Origin of the sequence: Chitinophaga agrisoli, assembly GCF_008386695.1 — a bacterium.
In the GTDB taxonomy this organism is placed as follows: domain Bacteria; phylum Bacteroidota; class Bacteroidia; order Chitinophagales; family Chitinophagaceae; genus Chitinophaga; species Chitinophaga agrisoli.
Genome location: NZ_VUOC01000001.1, coordinates 963,870 through 979,591, shown reverse-complemented (window position 1 = coordinate 979,591; position 15,722 = coordinate 963,870). Strand labels below are relative to the sequence as shown.

Here is a 15,722-nt window from a genome sequence, read left to right as displayed (position 1 = left end):
GAGTAATTAATCCAGGTTCCCTTTTTTAGAATTTAACATTTACGCCCACCAGGAATTGCCTTGCCTGTGGAATAGTGTAAAAATCTATACCTCCGGATATGTTCTGGGAAGTTTGGGAATCTACACCCAAAGGCGCCGTATTCACTTCCGGATCGCTGATGTAATCTGTCTTTGTCCACAGGTTGTAGGCAGATACATACAAACGGGCGCTGCTGATCTTTAAAGTTGATGTTACCACCTTAGGCAGCGTATAACCCAGTGTCAGGGTCTTTAAACGGATATAGGAACCATTATAGATCCAGCGGGAAGAAACATTCTCACCGGTAGGATAGCTCAGGCTTACGCGGGGTATATCTGTGTGATCGCCCGGTTTCTGCCACCTGCGCAGGATCTCTGTGGTCTGGTTATCAAATGCGCCGCCAAAGCTGTTGGATTGGTAAACGCCGGCCCGGTTAAAGATCTCATTACCTTGCACAAATGTAAAGAAGGCGCCCAGGTCAAACCCTTTATAGGTAACTGTGTTATTAAGACCTCCGGTAAAGTTAGGGTTAGAGTTACCCACTACTTTCCTTGCCGCCTGGCTATAATCAGTGGTTTGTTTACCATCTTTATCTTCATATAACGCATCGCCGGTCTCAGGATCTACGCCCAGGTATTTCTGCAGGAAGAAAGAGCCAATGGCTTCTCCTTCTACCGCACGCTGCTCGCCACTTTCTATGATCTGGCCATCCAGGTCGGTTATCTTGTTCTTGTTGTAGGCAATGTTAAAGGAAGTGGTCCATCTTACAGCCCCGTCTATATTAACTGAGTTCAGGGAAAGCTCAACGCCCTTGTTGGTCATCTTACCCAGGTTGCGGGTTATAAAGCTGTAACCGGTGGCAGAAGGTACGTTCACATTCAGCAACAGATCAGTGGTCTTTTTGCTGTAAACATCCACTTCACCGGAAAGGCGGCCGCCAAAGAAACCAAACTCAACGCCGGCGTCTGCCTGTGAAGTTTTTTCCCATTGCAGATCAGGGTTGGCCAGCTGCACAGGAACAAAGCCCGGCAGATCAGGATAGTTGGTTACATTGTACAGGCTCTGGTATTTATACTCGCCTATTTCAGCATTACCGGTTAAACCATAGCTGGCCCTTATTTTCAGGTAGCTCAGCACTTTGGAGTGCTTCAGGAAATCTTCCTGAGAGGCCACCCAGCCAACGGATGCGGCAGGGAAGGTACCATAACGGTGATTGGCGCTAAACCTGGAAGAACCGTCCGTTCTTACGCTGGCGCTTACCAGGTATTTATCCTTATAGGCGTAGTTAGCACGGCCAAAATAAGAGAGGAAATTGTAACGGTCATTGGTAGAACCGCCAAATGTGATCAGCGTAGCGCCGGTCAGGTTCTTGATCGCATCAGTAGGATACTGTTCGCCCTGTAAAGCGTTGCTCCTGTTATCGTTCTGCAGGTAGCTCATACCTACTACAGCAGAGAGCTTATGATGCTCGCCTATGGAAGGCGTGATGGTGAAGTAGTTGTTGGTATTGTAGCTAACCGCTTGCGTGGAGAAGTTGGATGCTTTACCAACACCACCGCCGTCCGTAGCTTCCTTACCTATAAAGGATTCCTGGTAAAAGCTCATCACATCCGCGCCAAACTCAGAGCGGAAAGCTAACCAGGGCAGGAACGTATAGTTGGCGTACGCATTGCCAATGCTGCGGAAAGTGCTTTGTTTATCGCTGTTAAGCGCGGCGTCCACCAGGCCGTTATCATACAGGGTACGCTTGTTAAGCTTGCCTGTTTCCGGATCAATGGTGGGGGAAATAGGCACCTGCGCTACCAGCTGGCCTGGCGTAGAGAAGGAGTTATCATCAGATACGCGGATCAGTTCAGAACGGCTAACGCTCAGGTTCAGCCCCAGCGATAAACGGTCAGTAGCGGAATGCTCCAGGTTTAACCGGCCGCCATAACGTTTAAACCTGTTTACGATCACAATAGCATCCTGGTCATTATAGTAACCGGAGGCATAGAACCGGGTCTTTTCATTACCGCCGCTGGCAGACAGGTTTACGGAGTTGCCATGCGCCACCGGACGGTAAAGCAGGTTTTCCCAGTTGGTGTTCACAGCCTGGTTACGCCAGTCAGTGCCAAGGGCAAACTGGTCCAGGTAACCTTCATAAAAAGATTTATAGTCCGCAATGGCGTCTTCTTCCGTATCGTAACCGGTATCGCCATTCTTGAAATCGATCTTACCATCGTTTGTCGCTGCTTCTTCTATCAGATCCACATATTGTTTAGCGTCAAGGAAATGGCGCTTCTTGGTAGGCTTGCCCCAGCTGGTGTTCATATCCAGGCTCACTACCGTCTTCTGGCCGGCCTTCCCTTTCTTGGTGGTCACCAGCACTACGCCATTGGCTGCACGGGCGCCGTAAATGGCGGTAGCCGCTGCATCCTTTAATACTTCTATGGATTCAATATCATTCGGGTTCAGGTCCGCTACCGGGTTGGTGATCTCATTATTCCCGTCAGACTGGCTTTGGGTTTGCATAGGCAAACCATCTATTACATACAACGGCTGGCTGCTGGCGGAAATGGAAGATGTACCACGGATCCTGATCTTCATACCCTGACCAACCTTACCGCTACCAGACTCGATCACCACGCCGGCCGCTTTACCCTGTATAGCAGATTCAAAGCTGGGCGCCGGAAAGTTCTCTATCTCCTTGGCGTTCACTTTGGCTACAGAACCGGTCAGTTCGCGTTTTGACTGGGTACCATAACCCACTACCACTACTTCCGAAAGTTCCTTATTACCTGTGCTCAGAGATGCATTAATGGTGCTTTGCCCGGCAATGGCAACTTCCTGGTCGCCATAACCTACAAAGGTGAATACCAGGGTATTGGTGTTGCCGGGTACATTTATGGTGTACGAGCCATTCGCGCCTGTTACGGTGCCAACGGCAGTTCCTTTAGCCTTCACAGTTACGCCGGGCAATAGGCTGCCATCCTTAGCGTCTGTTACAGTACCGGTAATAGTTTTTTGCTGCGCATAGGCAAACTGGAACATGAGCATTAGCATGCTGCCCATGAGGAGGGAGTAGAGTCTTCGCATAAGCTATATTTTGGTTCAAAAAGGTTACGGGGTAAAGGCTAGGGCGAACCAGCCAGGTTAATTTAATTAATTAAGACGGCAATTCATCGCGATATGTCCCTACAGAGTCAAAAGAATCTCTAATTAAAAAAATTTGAAACCCAAAAGATTGCGAATATAGGCATTTTAGATAAAATATCTTCCGGCAGGATCAAAAAGCGGCATGGAGGATCAGATCTGATATTATTTTATCATCCGGGCGCCGCCCCATGCGATAGGCAAATCCATATAAGCGCCATTTTCATATAGCCTGATCAACGCCCCGCTCAATTTGGGTAATATAATATCATATCCGGCATAACTTTACGGATACCCGGTATCGTTACACAAAAAAAAGCCCCGTCTGCCGGCCGGCAAACGGAGCCATTATTATGAAAAAGAGCAATCTCGATAAGTTAATTCCTGTTCCTTGCGCCCAGGTAGATCATCAGGTATTGCACCAGGGTCACCAACGATGCTATTGCGGCCACTACATAGGTCATAGCCGCCCACCACAGCGCGTCTTTGGCCTTACTGAACTCCTCAGGGCGCATCAGGGTAGTGCTATTTAACCAGGCCAGGCCCCTGCGGGAGGCGTCAAACTCCACCGGTAAGGTGATCACGGCAAAAAGGGTGGTCACCCCAAACAGGATAATGCCGCCCAGCAATAAGGCCGGGAATACATTGATCAGTAATATACCGCCCAGCAATACCCATTGTACCAGGTTAGAGCTGATCTGCACGGCCGGCACCAGCTTGGAGCGCAGGGTCAGCCACTGGTAGGCGGTGGCATGCTGCACAGCGTGCCCGCACTCATGGGCGGCTACGGCTGCCGCAGCCACGCTGGCGCTGCTGTAAACATCAGGGCTCAGGTTTACGGTCTTATTGGTGGGGTCATAGTGGTCAGACAGGAACCCGTCTACAGAGATCACCTGTACATCATAAATACCATTGTCCCGCAGCATCTTTTCAGCTATCTGCTTGCCGGTCATGCCGGAAGAGGTAGGAACCTGGCTGTACTCCTTAAATTTGCTTTTCAGCCGCCAGCTCACCAGCAGACTGATCCCAATAAATATAAAGGACGTTAACATGATCCCGGGAGATCCCGGCATTACAAACAACATTATATCTGGTGTCATGATTTTTAAGATTAGTTTATGCTACAAAATTACTACAGTCCTACATCAAATCTTTGTCCAGCAATTACGCTTAAGCCCGATTTAAGATTTCCTTAAGAAAACCCAGCCGTAACCCCTCCTCCTTCCTGTCAGTCCTGAAATTTATACCGTCATTATGGCATTGTCATAGAAAAACGCCTTTTTATACTTGCCGATTTGTCAGTAAAGAAAAAGTTTATTATTAAGTTTTTCTTATATGTGAAATACTTAGGCATCACTCCTATTTATCAATATTTTACGACCGGGTAATGCAAGTAATATTAAATTCAAAATGCCCTGAAACGAGCGATGGGAGCCGATCTGTCACATTATGAAAACTTGTCAAAAGTTATTCACATCAATCAAATAAACTTTTTTATTCTGAACCCATTTAGTAATTTAGACCTGAATTTAATGGGTTAGTAAGTAGAAAGAGTCAACGGAATCTTCTGTTGGCTCTTTTTCTTTTAGACCTCTTTTAACCCGGTTTTATAACACCCCTTTCAACTGCCTTATCTAACTTCCTATTTCATACTTTTGGACAATGAGTAAGATTAAAACCGCCTTCTTTTGTCAACAATGCGGATATGAATCTGCTAAATGGAACGGCAGATGTCCAAGTTGCGGACAATGGAACACCTTTGTAGAAGAAAAGATCCAGAAAGATATTCCCTTACGTAACAATAACTGGAAACAACAGGAGCTTGGCCCTTCAGATAACATCATTAACCTGGCAGAAGTAAGCGGCGCGGAAGAAGAACGCCTGGTCACCGCAGATGGGGAGCTTAACCGCGTACTGGGCGGTGGTATCGTAGCCGGTTCCCTCGTGCTCGTAGGCGGTGAGCCAGGCATAGGTAAGTCTACCCTCTTCCTCCAGAACGCTTTACAACTGCCGCATATCACCACGCTGTATATCAGCGGCGAAGAAAGCGCGCAACAGATCAAAATGCGGGCAGACAGGTTAAAGATCAAAAACGATCAGTTCTTCCTGCTCACAGAAACATCTACCCAAACCATCTTCCAGGAGATAAAAAAACTAAGGCCGCAGCTGGTGGTCATAGACTCTATTCAAACACTGCAATCCCCCTTCATAGAAGCAGCCCCCGGCAGCGTATCGCAGATCCGGGAAACAGCTGCAGAAATGCAGCGCTTTGCTAAAGAAACCCATACCCCGGTGTTCCTCATTGGCCACATCACAAAAGATGGCGCCATTGCCGGCCCAAAGATCCTGGAACATATGGTGGATACCGTGCTGCAGTTCGAAGGGGACCAACACTACTCCTACCGCATCCTCCGTACTATAAAGAACAGGTTCGGCTCAACCGCAGAACTTGGCATTTACGAAATGACAGGCCAGGGCCTGCGCCAGGTAACCAATCCCTCAGAGATCCTTATCTCGCAGCGCGAAGATGAGTTAAGCGGCGTGGCCATTGCCTCTACTATGGAAGGCATGCGCCCCATGCTGGTAGAAGTGCAGGCGCTTGTTACCCAATCCGTATACGGCACGCCGCAACGTACCGCCACCGGTTTTGATCTGCGCAGGCTGCAGCTGCTGCTGGCCGTACTGGAAAAACGCGGCGGCTTTCATTTTGGCGTAAAGGATGTATTCCTTAACCTCGCCGGCGGCATACGCGTAGAAGATCCGTCTATTGACCTGGCCGTGTTATGCGCCCTGCTTTCTTCTTATGAAGATATAGCCATCACCGGCAAGATCTGCTTTGCCGGCGAAGTAGGGCTTAGCGGAGAGATCCGCGCGGTAAACCGTATCGAACAGCGTATTGCGGAAGCGGAAAAACTGGGCTTTGATAAGATCTTCATCTCCCGTTACAACAAAGGCGGACAAACCACAAAATTCAATATCGAAGTAGTGCCCGTAGGCCGGGTGGACGAAGTATACCGGCAACTATTTTAAAAATTAGCTGCTCACCAAAGGTTAGTTACAAGTGATTAACGCGGGAATGATAGCTATTCCCATACTTTCGCGCTCAACCAACCTTTGTCCATGTTATTTACATCCCTGGTCCAGCTCTTTTTTCCGCATCTCTGCGAAGGTTGCCAACGGGACCTTGCCCGCAGGGAAAACATTCTCTGTATGCGCTGTGTACGCCGGCTGCCCGTTACCGGGTTCCAGCGGTATGTCAATAATCCAGTGGAGCGGGCGTTCTCCGGCCGGGTGGGCATACGTAATGCTATGGCCGGTTATTACTATACACAGACCTCTATGCTCCAGCAACTTATACACCGGTTCAAATACCGCCGCCGTAAAGATATTGCCCTGTACCTGGGCCGCCGGCTGGGCCATATGCTGCTGGAAAGCGGATGGCTACACGAAATAGAAGGTATCGTACCGGTACCGCTTAATACAGTTAAAGAACAGCACCGCGGTTATAACCAGGCGGCCCTGCTGGCTGCAGGCATTGCCGCCGTTGTGCAAAAGCCGGTGTTTGACCAGGTGCTGCACAGGGAACATCGCGCGGGCTCCCAGACCCGCCGCGGCCGCAGCTCCCGCTGGGAGAACGTGTCAGACGCATTTACGGTAAAAGATGCCGCCACCCTGTACAACCGCCATCTGCTGTTGGTTGATGACGTGATCACCACCGGCGCTACTACAGAGGCCTGCAGCCACGCCCTGTTAGCTGCCGGCGCCTCCGTAAGCATATGTTCCCTGGCCTTTACCTCTGATTGAGCCCGCCTGCCGCCGGCATAATTAATTGCTTATTTTATTAGAGGATAGCTAACTTTACACCACAGCTAAAAAGCTGATTACTTTGCACTAAAAAACACTCAGTTATGTTCAAGACACTGCTCATTTCTATGTTACTGTTCATGACAACAGCCCCCGGTTCGGTGTACAATTTTAAGGTAGATGCCATTGACGGCGGAAAGATCAATCTTGCCGACTATAAGGGTAAGAAAATACTGATCGTAAACACCGCATCCCAATGTGGTAATACCCCCCAGTATGCCGACCTCGAAAAACTATATGAGAAATACAAGGGTAAACTGGTGATCATTGGCTTCCCCGCCAATAATTTCCATGCACAGGAACCAGGCACCAATAAAGAGATCCAGGAATTCTGCACAAAAAAATATGCAGTTACCTTCCCTATGGCTGCCAAGATCTCTGTGAAAGGAGACGATATCCATCCGTTATACAAATGGCTGCTGGCAGAAAGCAAAGCCAAAAACTTCCAGCCGGAAGAAGTTACCTGGAACTTCCAGAAATACCTGGTAGATGAAAAAGGTAACCTCGTTGCTGTATTTGCTCCTAAAACACAGCCGTTTTCTGACGAAGTGATCGCCGCTATCGAGAAGCATTATAACTGATGTGAACACCCGCTCTCCCTCTCATAACTATTGCCAGCTTATAGTAACAGTAACTTTACTACACACTTGTCTTAAATGATCAGGACAGGTGTGTAGTAACCCGCTGTTTTACATTTTCAACCTGTATATATATGTTCAATAACCTGCTGCCTTTTGTAAAAGTAGCATTGATTTGGGGAGTTTTTTGCGCATGTAAAAGCGACTACAATACCCCGTCTTTTAGCTGTAATGGTTATACCATGCAGCTCTCTCTCCAGGATAGTACCCATCATTCCCTGCAGGTGAGCAACAATACGTTCTTCCGTACACCTTCTGATACCGGGGGTATTAAATACATTACCCTGGAAACCGCCGCAGATTCCGTAAAGATCATCTTCAACCTTAAAACCGGGCTTTATCCTGATAATACCCTTTGGGATGATTCCATGCCTGTAAGAACATACACCTATTCCAAACAGGCTACCGGTATCACCAGCGGCCTGGTAGTAGCCGGCATAAAAGCAGGCGACAATTTCCAGTTTGCAGATACGGACAGTTCCAGCATCACCATCACTGAATGGAACATCCGTAACCAAACCATGAGCGGCCGCTATTATTTCGAAAGCAATGGCCATACACTCGTGGGCGAAGGTAGTTTTACCGGTGTTTGCTTTGTTTCCCTGAAATAATTCAGATATTTGCACTCCGCATATCGATCATGTTTTTCTCAAATGTCATAGGGCAGGAGTATATCCAGGAGCAACTGGTGCAGGCCGTTCAGCAAAACCGGCTTAGCCATGCTATGATCCTGCTGGCGCCGGAAGGCGCGGGTGGCCTGCCCCTGGGCCTCGCTTTTGCCCAATACCTGGTATGCGAGGATAAACAGGAAAAGGACGCCTGCGGCAAATGCCCCTCCTGTATAAAAGCAAAACAGTATATCCACCCGGATATACATTTTTCTTACCCCGTTATTCCCCGCAAGCCGGGAGATAAACCTATCAGCACAGATTATGCGGCAGAGTGGCGGGAGTTCATCGGCACGCATCCCTATGGCAATGCGTACGACTGGCTGCAGTTCATTGGGGCAGAAAATAAACAGGGTAATATCACCGCTAACGAATGTCATGATATTATCCGCAAACTAAGCCTCAAAAGCTTTGAAAGCCAGTATAAGATCCTGCTTATGTGGATGCCGGAATACCTGGGCAACGAAGGTAACCGCCTGCTTAAGCTCATCGAGGAGCCGCCGGATAATACCCTCTTTATCCTCGTGGCAGAGAACCAGGAGCAGATCCTGGCCACCATCCTCTCCCGCACCCACCTGGTAAAAATAAACCCCTTACCTAAAGATGTGCTGGTAAACGCCCTCGTAGAACGGGCTAAGGCAGAACCAGCCAAAGCCCGGCAGGTAGCCACCATTGCCATGGGCAACTACCGGGAGGCCATGTACCTGCTCCAGAATGCGGAGGCAGACTATCATGAGCTGCTCCGTAACTGGCTCAATGGCATCTTTACCGGCAACCGCGCCGCCCTCCAGGAATGGATAGAGCAGATAGCCAGCACCAAAATGGGGCGAGAAAACCAGAAACAGTTCCTCCGCTATTTCATTAACCTGCTGGAGCATAGCCTCCGTATGCAGTTCATAGATAAGCAGTTACTCGCCTTTTCCGAAGAGGAAATGGACTTTGCCGCCAAACTTAATAAACTCATCAACCTCCGGCAAATGGAACAGATCATGGAGCTGCTCGATAACGCCTGTTATTATATAGAGCGCAACGCCAACGCCAAACTCCTCTTTCACGCCCTCTCTATCCGTATGCAGTACATTTTCCGCAATAAGCCGCTGCCGGTAGTATAAATTGGTTACCTTTGTCACTTCTGTCATTTGTATACTATCAAAAATTATATGTAATTTGATGGGACAGGGTCAGAAAGACTGGACTGGATATTTATACTAAAACTAAACTTAAACTGAACAATATGGCTTGTGCCGGATGTGGTACGGGTGCAGATGGGAAGCCAGCAGGATGCAAAAGCAACGGAGGATGCAGTAGCGGAGGATGTAACAGGCTTAATGTATTTGATTGGCTGGCCAATATTCCCTTGGGTGACAGCTTAGCACCATTTGATATTATAGAAGTTAGCTTTAATAACGGTAGTCGTAAAGATTTTTTCCGGAATGTTACCAAACAGCTCTTTGAAAAAGGCGAAATGGTAACCGTGGAAGGCATCAGCGGTTTTGATATAGGCACCGTAAGCCTCACCGGAGAGTTAGTAAAGCTGCAAATGAAGAAAAGACGGGCAGAAGATACCCCCGAAGTAAAGAAAGTTTTGCGCCGCCCCACGGCCGACGATCTGAACCGGATGAACGATAACAAAGCCCGCGAAAAGGAAGCACTCATAAAAGCCCGGGCCCTCGCCCGTAACATAGGGCTCGAAATGAAGCTGACCGAAGTAGAGATACAGGCCGATGGCCGTAAAGCTACCTTCTTCTATACTGCAGATGACCGGGTCGATTTCCGGGAGCTCATCAAGATCTATGCGTCGGAATTCCGTGTAAAGGTGGAAATGCGCCAGATAGGCGCCCGCCAGGAAGCCGGCAAAGTAGGCGGTATTGGCAGCTGCGGCCGTGAGCTCTGCTGCTCTACCTGGCTGTCTGACTTCAAAAGCGTAAATACCACTGCTGCCCGTTATCAGAACCTCTCTATCAACCAGGCAAAATTATCCGGACAATGCGGCCGCCTCAAATGCTGCCTCAACTACGAGCTGGATACTTACCTGGATGCGCTCAAGGATTTCCCCGAAGACGCAGATATTATTGAAACCGCCGGAGGCGTTGCTTCCCTTCAGAAAAGGGATATCTTCAAAAACCTCATGTGGTATAGTTACGATACCAGTAACAAACAATATCCGCTCACCATCAGCCGTGTAAAGGAAATACGCCAGCTTAACAAGCAGGGTATTAAACCGGAAGAGCTGAAGGCAGTGGAAGTAGTGGTGGCCAAACCCAAAGAAACAGACCTTGGCTTTGCAGATGTGGTAGGCCAGATCAGCCTGCGCTCCCTGGAAAAAACCTCCCATAAGCGTAAGCAAAAGGATAAGGAAAAACAGAAACAGCAGCACCACCAGAAACAAGGCCAGCAAGGCCAACAGGGCCAGCAGGCACAAGGCCAGAAACAGCCGCAGCAACAGCAACAACAGCAGCAGGCTAAAAAAGGCGGCGGCGACCGGCAGGAACAGCAGAAGCAGCACCAGAAACCGGAGCAGAAACAGCAACGGGAGCAGCAGCCAAAGCAACAACACAACCGGCCGGAACAAAAACAAGGCCCGCGCCCAGATCGCCAGGAGCAAAGACCGCCCCGCGAACCAAAAGAAGGCAACCGGGAACCAAGAGAGCCCAGGGAACCACGCGAACCAAGGGGAGATCAGAAACCCCGCCCGCCCAGGCATAAAACAAAGAAATAATACTATTCACATAAAAAGGGCTGACCATCATATTTTGGTCAGCCCTTTTCTTTTCGCGGCATATCAGAACGCTCCTAACTCTCATTCTCAAACAGCAGCTTATAATAATGCATATTCGTAGCCTCATCATACCCCCGCTCTATCATCTCGCGATCGCCATGTATATATACATGGAAGTTCCGGTCCAGCTTTAGCACGCTCTTAAATACTTTCTGCTGTTTCTTAAATGCCGGCGCAGAGATATCAAATTCATCCGGTACCTGCTGCCGGTATTCCTGTTCAAAATGTTGCTTGTACTCCTTAAAGGATTCTATAGCATCCGGATGCCCCAGCACCTCATTGGCAAACTCCTCTACCTGGAACTGCTCCTTCTCCTTAAAATAAGCAGCAGATTTATTCAGCAGATCCACCTGGTCTACCCGGGTCATTTCATATTCAGAAGGCAGCTTTTCCTGTATGAACAGTTTGCACATATTCACCACCGTCTCCGTCTGGTGATAGCTGTCTTCCCGGCGCTGCACCTGCAGGAAAGCGTCTTTCCAGTACACCGCCTCATTCTGTTTGCTGATGCTGTCCACCACGCTTACCTTATACCCCTCTCCTTCTTCAATATTAAATATCAGGCAGCCTTTATCCAGTTTGTTTATGTTGATACCATCTTCGTAGTTCAGCTGGTAGTTATCGTTGGATAGGAATACCTTCAGATAAGTATCCCGGTTCTCAGATTTGAAGATGCCAATAGCCGGCGCTTCTTCCCCATCCGTTAAACACTTGGCAAAATAGGTGATATATAGCTCCCCGCCCTTTATCTTGGGGTGGGTGGAATGTTTATATAAGTGTTTGGCAATGTTCACGGTTTGCTCATAAAAACTGTCCTGGTCCGCAAATATCCGTTTGCAGTACTGGAATATCTCATTCAGCTGCAGGTCCGCTTCGTGGAAAAACCGGAAATACTCCGCGCTGTTGGTGAACGGCTGTATAAAATAATTCAGCAATAATTGGCCAATGGTCTCATCCTCCAGGGGCAGGGGCGCCTGCGAAAGGATCAACGGTTCATCCTGCGAAGAATTGCCTACTTTATGGATAGCCAGGTGCGTTAAATCCTGGAATGCTGAAACATGGATCATAGATGCGAAAATAGTAAAAAAGCCACCCGTATAAATATTATTGTATCCGCAGCTAAAATGCTATAGATTCGCCATAATCCAATACAGATATGCAGAAACTCACAGGCTTGATGGCGGCTGTCCTCCTGGGCGGCACAGTTAGCGCGCAGCAAAAAGAAGCGGCATTATACCAGGCGCAGGACCTTACAGCAGAGAACATGTTCTCCCAGAACATCGAAGGGCCCAATTTTGATAAGGAGGGTAACCTGTATGTGGTCAACTTTCAGAAAGATGGCACCATTGGTAAGATCAATACCAAAGATGGCAGCGGCCAGGTATTCATTACCCTGCCGGATAGCAGCGTAGCCAACAGCGTAGTGTTTAACAGCCAGGGCAATATGTACCTGCCGGATTTCATAGGCCATAATGTGCTGGAAGTAAATATGCGCACTAAAAAAGTAAGCGTATACATGCACTCCGCACAGTTCAGTCAACCCAATGATCTTTGCATTAACCGCAAAGACCAGCTGTTTGCATCAGACCCCAACTGGAAAGCGCAAACCGGCCAGCTCTGGCGTATTGATAAAGGCGGCAAACCCGTATTGCTGGAAAAGGATATGGGCACCATCAACGGTATCGCGCTTAGCCCGGATGAAAAAACCCTCTATATAAACGAAAGCGTACAGCGCAAGATCTGGAAATACGATGTGGACGATGCCGGTAATGTGCACAACAAACGGCTGTTTGCCCAGTTCCCGGATTTTGGTTTTGATGGCATGAAATGCGATAAAGCCGGTAACCTCTATGCAGCCCGCTGGGGTAAAGGCGTTATCGCTATCCTTTCTCCGGATGGTAAGCTGCAGCGCGAGGTGCCTTTAAAAGGCAAACAATGCAGTAACCTGGTATTTGGCGGTAAGGACAAGAAAACAGTATACGTAACCCTGCAGGATAGGAAATGTGTAGAAATGTTCCGGGTGCCGGTAGCAGGAAAATAAATAGCCGATAAAATAATTAAAGCCGGCAGCCATCATCAGCTGCCGGCTTTTTTTGCATCACGGATTCACAGTAACCTTCACTTCTTTAGTACCGCCCTTGCTGTCATACACAGTGGTGTTCGATACGTCAAATGTAGCGGTGAATGTGCCCGCTGTTTTATAGATATAGGAATAAGTGCGCACCCTGTTGGCGGATATATTCTTCACCGGCAATCCCTTATCCGGCACCGCCCTGTTCAGCGTTAATGGCTTGGATACTACCCAGTTCTCCGTAGCGTCACTGTTAGCCGCGCCCCCTTTTATCTGCAGCTGCGTGCTGCTAATGCTCCATTTAACGCCCGTGCCTTTCATATCCACGGCGGTAAATCCGGCGTCTGCCAGGGTAGCGGCTACCGGCATCTGCGTGCCTTCCTTCAGCTGGTTAATGATGCCAAGGGTGGGGATGGTCCACGTACGCTGTGCGGAAGCATCCTGGAAACCTTCATACTTAAAGGCCAGGTACACCGGCTCCCCGCCATTCACAAAATCACCCAGGTTGATAATACCGGAAGGTGTTTTACTGCCGCCGGCGGATAGGATGGTCTGACCGGTAATATCCGTCCAGTGCGCCTGGTAGATCCCTGCGGAGTCATACTGCGCGGCAAAATCTGTAGAGATCAGCACGTGCAGCGTACTGTCCTGCGATCCGGTTTGCATAGTGCTGGTAAACTGCAGCTGCGGCGTGCCGTCTGCCGTAAACCGGTTGCGGTACTGATATTCATGCGTGCTATCGCCGGCATAAAAACTAATGATATCCGGGTTGCCGTTTAACACAAATACCGCGGTATCCCCAGCCCGTAGGCTGGTATGCTGTAACGTAACGGTAAAATCCGGCGGCGTAACGGATGTACGGGTACAAGCCGCCAGCAGCATAAGCAGAAAGCTAAAAACTGATATCCTTTGCATAAGAATTGCTTGTTTAAAATGAATGCTTACCATCCCGGGTTGTTTTGGGTGATGGCCTTATTCAGCGACATTTCTCCCGTGGGTATGGGATACAGCAGGTGGCGCGCACTTACCCGGCTGGCAGCATCTGCGGCATACTGGTAAGTGGCCGTGGCCTGGGTCCTTATCTCAGCGGCGGCGTCCTGCATGGTGGTCAGGAAAATACCCCAGCGTATCAGGTCCGGCTTGCGCAGCCCCTCAAAACACAGCTCACGTGCCCGCTCATCCTGTATGGCCTGCAGAAAGCTGGCTTTGCTCAGCCCTGTCAGATCAGCGACCGGGTTGGCGCTATGCGGGTCTGTGCCATATCCCCTTCTGCGCACCTGGTTAATGGCGTCATAGGCAACCGCAGTGGGGCCGTTATTTACTTCATTATCCGCCTCTGCCAGCATCAGCAGCACATCTGCATAACGCAGCATCGGAAAACGTATAGGCGTATAGTTTTTATTCATAGGCCGGTCCAGCTCATACTCCCGCCGCCACTTGGCGCAATTACGGATATAGTAGGTAGTGGGTTTAATGGCCGTTTTCACCCCTTTGGCGCTCAGCGTATAAGGGCTCACCGCCCAATCCCGCCGCCGGTCTATATGACTGCTGTCCGCATCTGCATGCTCGTATAATTTGAACAGTTTATACGTGGCGCTGATAAAACCATAGGCATAACCGATAGTACCCTGGTCCGCAACGGCCGGCGTACATTTTACGCCGTTCTCATTTCCTAAACGGCTGCCAATACGGTTGGCATCATTGTTATTGCCCCAGTTACCGGTTTCCCAGATACATTCCTTCAGATCATACAAGTTCTGGCATTCATTAATGAATACCTGCGCATAATCCTTGTTCAATTCATTAAAGCCGGATTGGTATAGCTTCATGGCCCAGTTGCGCGCATCCTGGTATTTGGATACGTCGCGCAGCGGCTCGCCGGCCATGGTCAGGCATACCCTGGCCAGTATACCCTGTACGGTAGCGGTAGAGATCCGTTCAGAATAACCTATGTCCTGCGGCTTTTGCACCAGGCCCTCAGCCGCTGTCATATCTTGCAGTATCTGCGCATATATATCCTTGGAGGCGGTACGGGGAATATCCACCTTGTTTACAGAGGTAGATGGCGTCAGCTTCAACGGTACATCTCCATAGTATTGCACCAGGGTAAAATAATAGAAAGCACGCAGGAAAAGCGTTTCACCCCTTACGCTGGCCTTTTTGGCGGCATCCATATCTACGCCGTCCAGGTTGGCCAGTAAAGTATTGGCTCTTTCAATACCAACATACAGGTTCGTCCACAGGTTGGTCACATACGGGTCAGAGGGGTCGTAGTTATACCAGAAAGGCCCGGTAGGAAAACTGGTATAGGAAAACCACGATTCATCTGTGGTCGCATTGTGGCGTATGGGTAGCTGGCCGCCCCACATGGTTTCCAGCGCCAGTATATTATATACGCCGGATAAAGCGGCGTTCACTTCAGATTCGTTATTGTAATAATTCACCGGCGACAGGGTGCTAAGCGGCTCCTTCTCCAGGAACTTTTTGCAACCGGCCATTGCCAGCACACCCGTCATACAACTGATAAGAATGATCTTTTTCATCCGTCTGA

The 15,722-nt window shown here is 49.1% G+C and carries 12 protein-coding genes; 7 read left to right on the top strand and 5 right to left on the bottom strand.

Going from position 1 to position 15,722, the window contains the following annotated elements; all coding sequences use genetic code 11:
• Window positions 1-25: 25 nt before the first annotated feature.
• Both F0L74_RS04065 and F0L74_RS04060 read right to left on the bottom strand, forming a co-directional pair.
• Window positions 26-3,094, bottom strand: coding sequence for a SusC/RagA family TonB-linked outer membrane protein (locus F0L74_RS04065; RefSeq protein ID WP_149836542.1), 3,069 nt, complete (start codon window positions 3,092-3,094; stop codon window positions 26-28).
• A 434-nt stretch (window positions 3,095-3,528) separates the two neighbouring features.
• Window positions 3,529-4,251 (bottom strand): zinc metallopeptidase, encoded by a 723-nt coding sequence (locus F0L74_RS04060; RefSeq protein ID WP_246197616.1) that lies wholly within the window; start codon window positions 4,249-4,251, stop codon window positions 3,529-3,531.
• 562 nt (window positions 4,252-4,813) lie between these two features.
• Here F0L74_RS04060 and radA point away from each other — a divergent pair.
• The 6 genes from radA to F0L74_RS04030 all read left to right on the top strand — a co-directional run bounded on the left by radA (window position 4,814) and on the right by F0L74_RS04030 (window position 11,040).
• A complete protein-coding gene (radA, locus tag F0L74_RS04055; protein ID WP_149836541.1) occupies window positions 4,814-6,181 on the top strand; it encodes a DNA repair protein RadA in 1,368 nt (455 codons plus the stop codon).
• Between the two features lie 90 nt (window positions 6,182-6,271).
• Complete coding sequence (locus F0L74_RS04050; protein WP_213086882.1) at window positions 6,272-6,955, top strand: ComF family protein; 684 nt, start codon at window positions 6,272-6,274, stop codon at window positions 6,953-6,955.
• Between the two features lie 104 nt (window positions 6,956-7,059).
• Complete coding sequence (locus F0L74_RS04045) at window positions 7,060-7,596, top strand: glutathione peroxidase (RefSeq protein WP_149836539.1); 537 nt, start codon at window positions 7,060-7,062, stop codon at window positions 7,594-7,596.
• 131 nt (window positions 7,597-7,727) lie between these two features.
• The gene (locus tag F0L74_RS04040) at window positions 7,728-8,264 is read left to right on the top strand and encodes a hypothetical protein (protein ID WP_149836538.1); all 537 of its coding nucleotides are present in this window, start codon (window positions 7,728-7,730) and stop codon (window positions 8,262-8,264) included.
• 29 nt (window positions 8,265-8,293) lie between these two features.
• Window positions 8,294-9,433 (top strand): DNA polymerase III subunit, encoded by a 1,140-nt coding sequence (locus F0L74_RS04035; RefSeq protein WP_149836537.1) that lies wholly within the window; start codon window positions 8,294-8,296, stop codon window positions 9,431-9,433.
• A 245-nt stretch (window positions 9,434-9,678) separates the two neighbouring features.
• On the top strand, window positions 9,679-11,040 hold the full coding sequence (locus F0L74_RS04030) for a PSP1 domain-containing protein (protein WP_246197615.1): 1,362 nt from the start codon (window positions 9,679-9,681) through the stop codon (window positions 11,038-11,040).
• 74 nt (window positions 11,041-11,114) lie between these two features.
• On the opposite strand, the gene F0L74_RS04025 is transcribed toward F0L74_RS04030, so the two are convergent.
• Window positions 11,115-12,167 (bottom strand): nucleoid-associated protein, encoded by a 1,053-nt coding sequence (locus tag F0L74_RS04025; protein ID WP_149836535.1) that lies wholly within the window; start codon window positions 12,165-12,167, stop codon window positions 11,115-11,117.
• A gap of 89 nt (window positions 12,168-12,256) precedes the next feature.
• Between F0L74_RS04025 and F0L74_RS04020 the strand changes: the two genes are divergently transcribed.
• On the top strand, window positions 12,257-13,141 hold the full coding sequence (locus tag F0L74_RS04020) for an SMP-30/gluconolactonase/LRE family protein (RefSeq protein ID WP_149836534.1): 885 nt from the start codon (window positions 12,257-12,259) through the stop codon (window positions 13,139-13,141).
• Between the two features lie 57 nt (window positions 13,142-13,198).
• Here the strand turns inward: F0L74_RS04020 and F0L74_RS04015 are convergent, their stop codons facing one another.
• Together F0L74_RS04015 and F0L74_RS04010 are read right to left on the bottom strand one after the other, a co-directional pair.
• Window positions 13,199-14,086 (bottom strand): DUF5017 domain-containing protein, encoded by an 888-nt coding sequence (locus F0L74_RS04015; RefSeq protein ID WP_188315850.1) that lies wholly within the window; start codon window positions 14,084-14,086, stop codon window positions 13,199-13,201.
• 26 nt (window positions 14,087-14,112) lie between these two features.
• The gene (locus F0L74_RS04010; RefSeq protein WP_149836532.1) at window positions 14,113-15,714 is read right to left on the bottom strand and encodes a RagB/SusD family nutrient uptake outer membrane protein; all 1,602 of its coding nucleotides are present in this window, start codon (window positions 15,712-15,714) and stop codon (window positions 14,113-14,115) included.
• Window positions 15,715-15,722 lie beyond the last annotated feature (8 nt).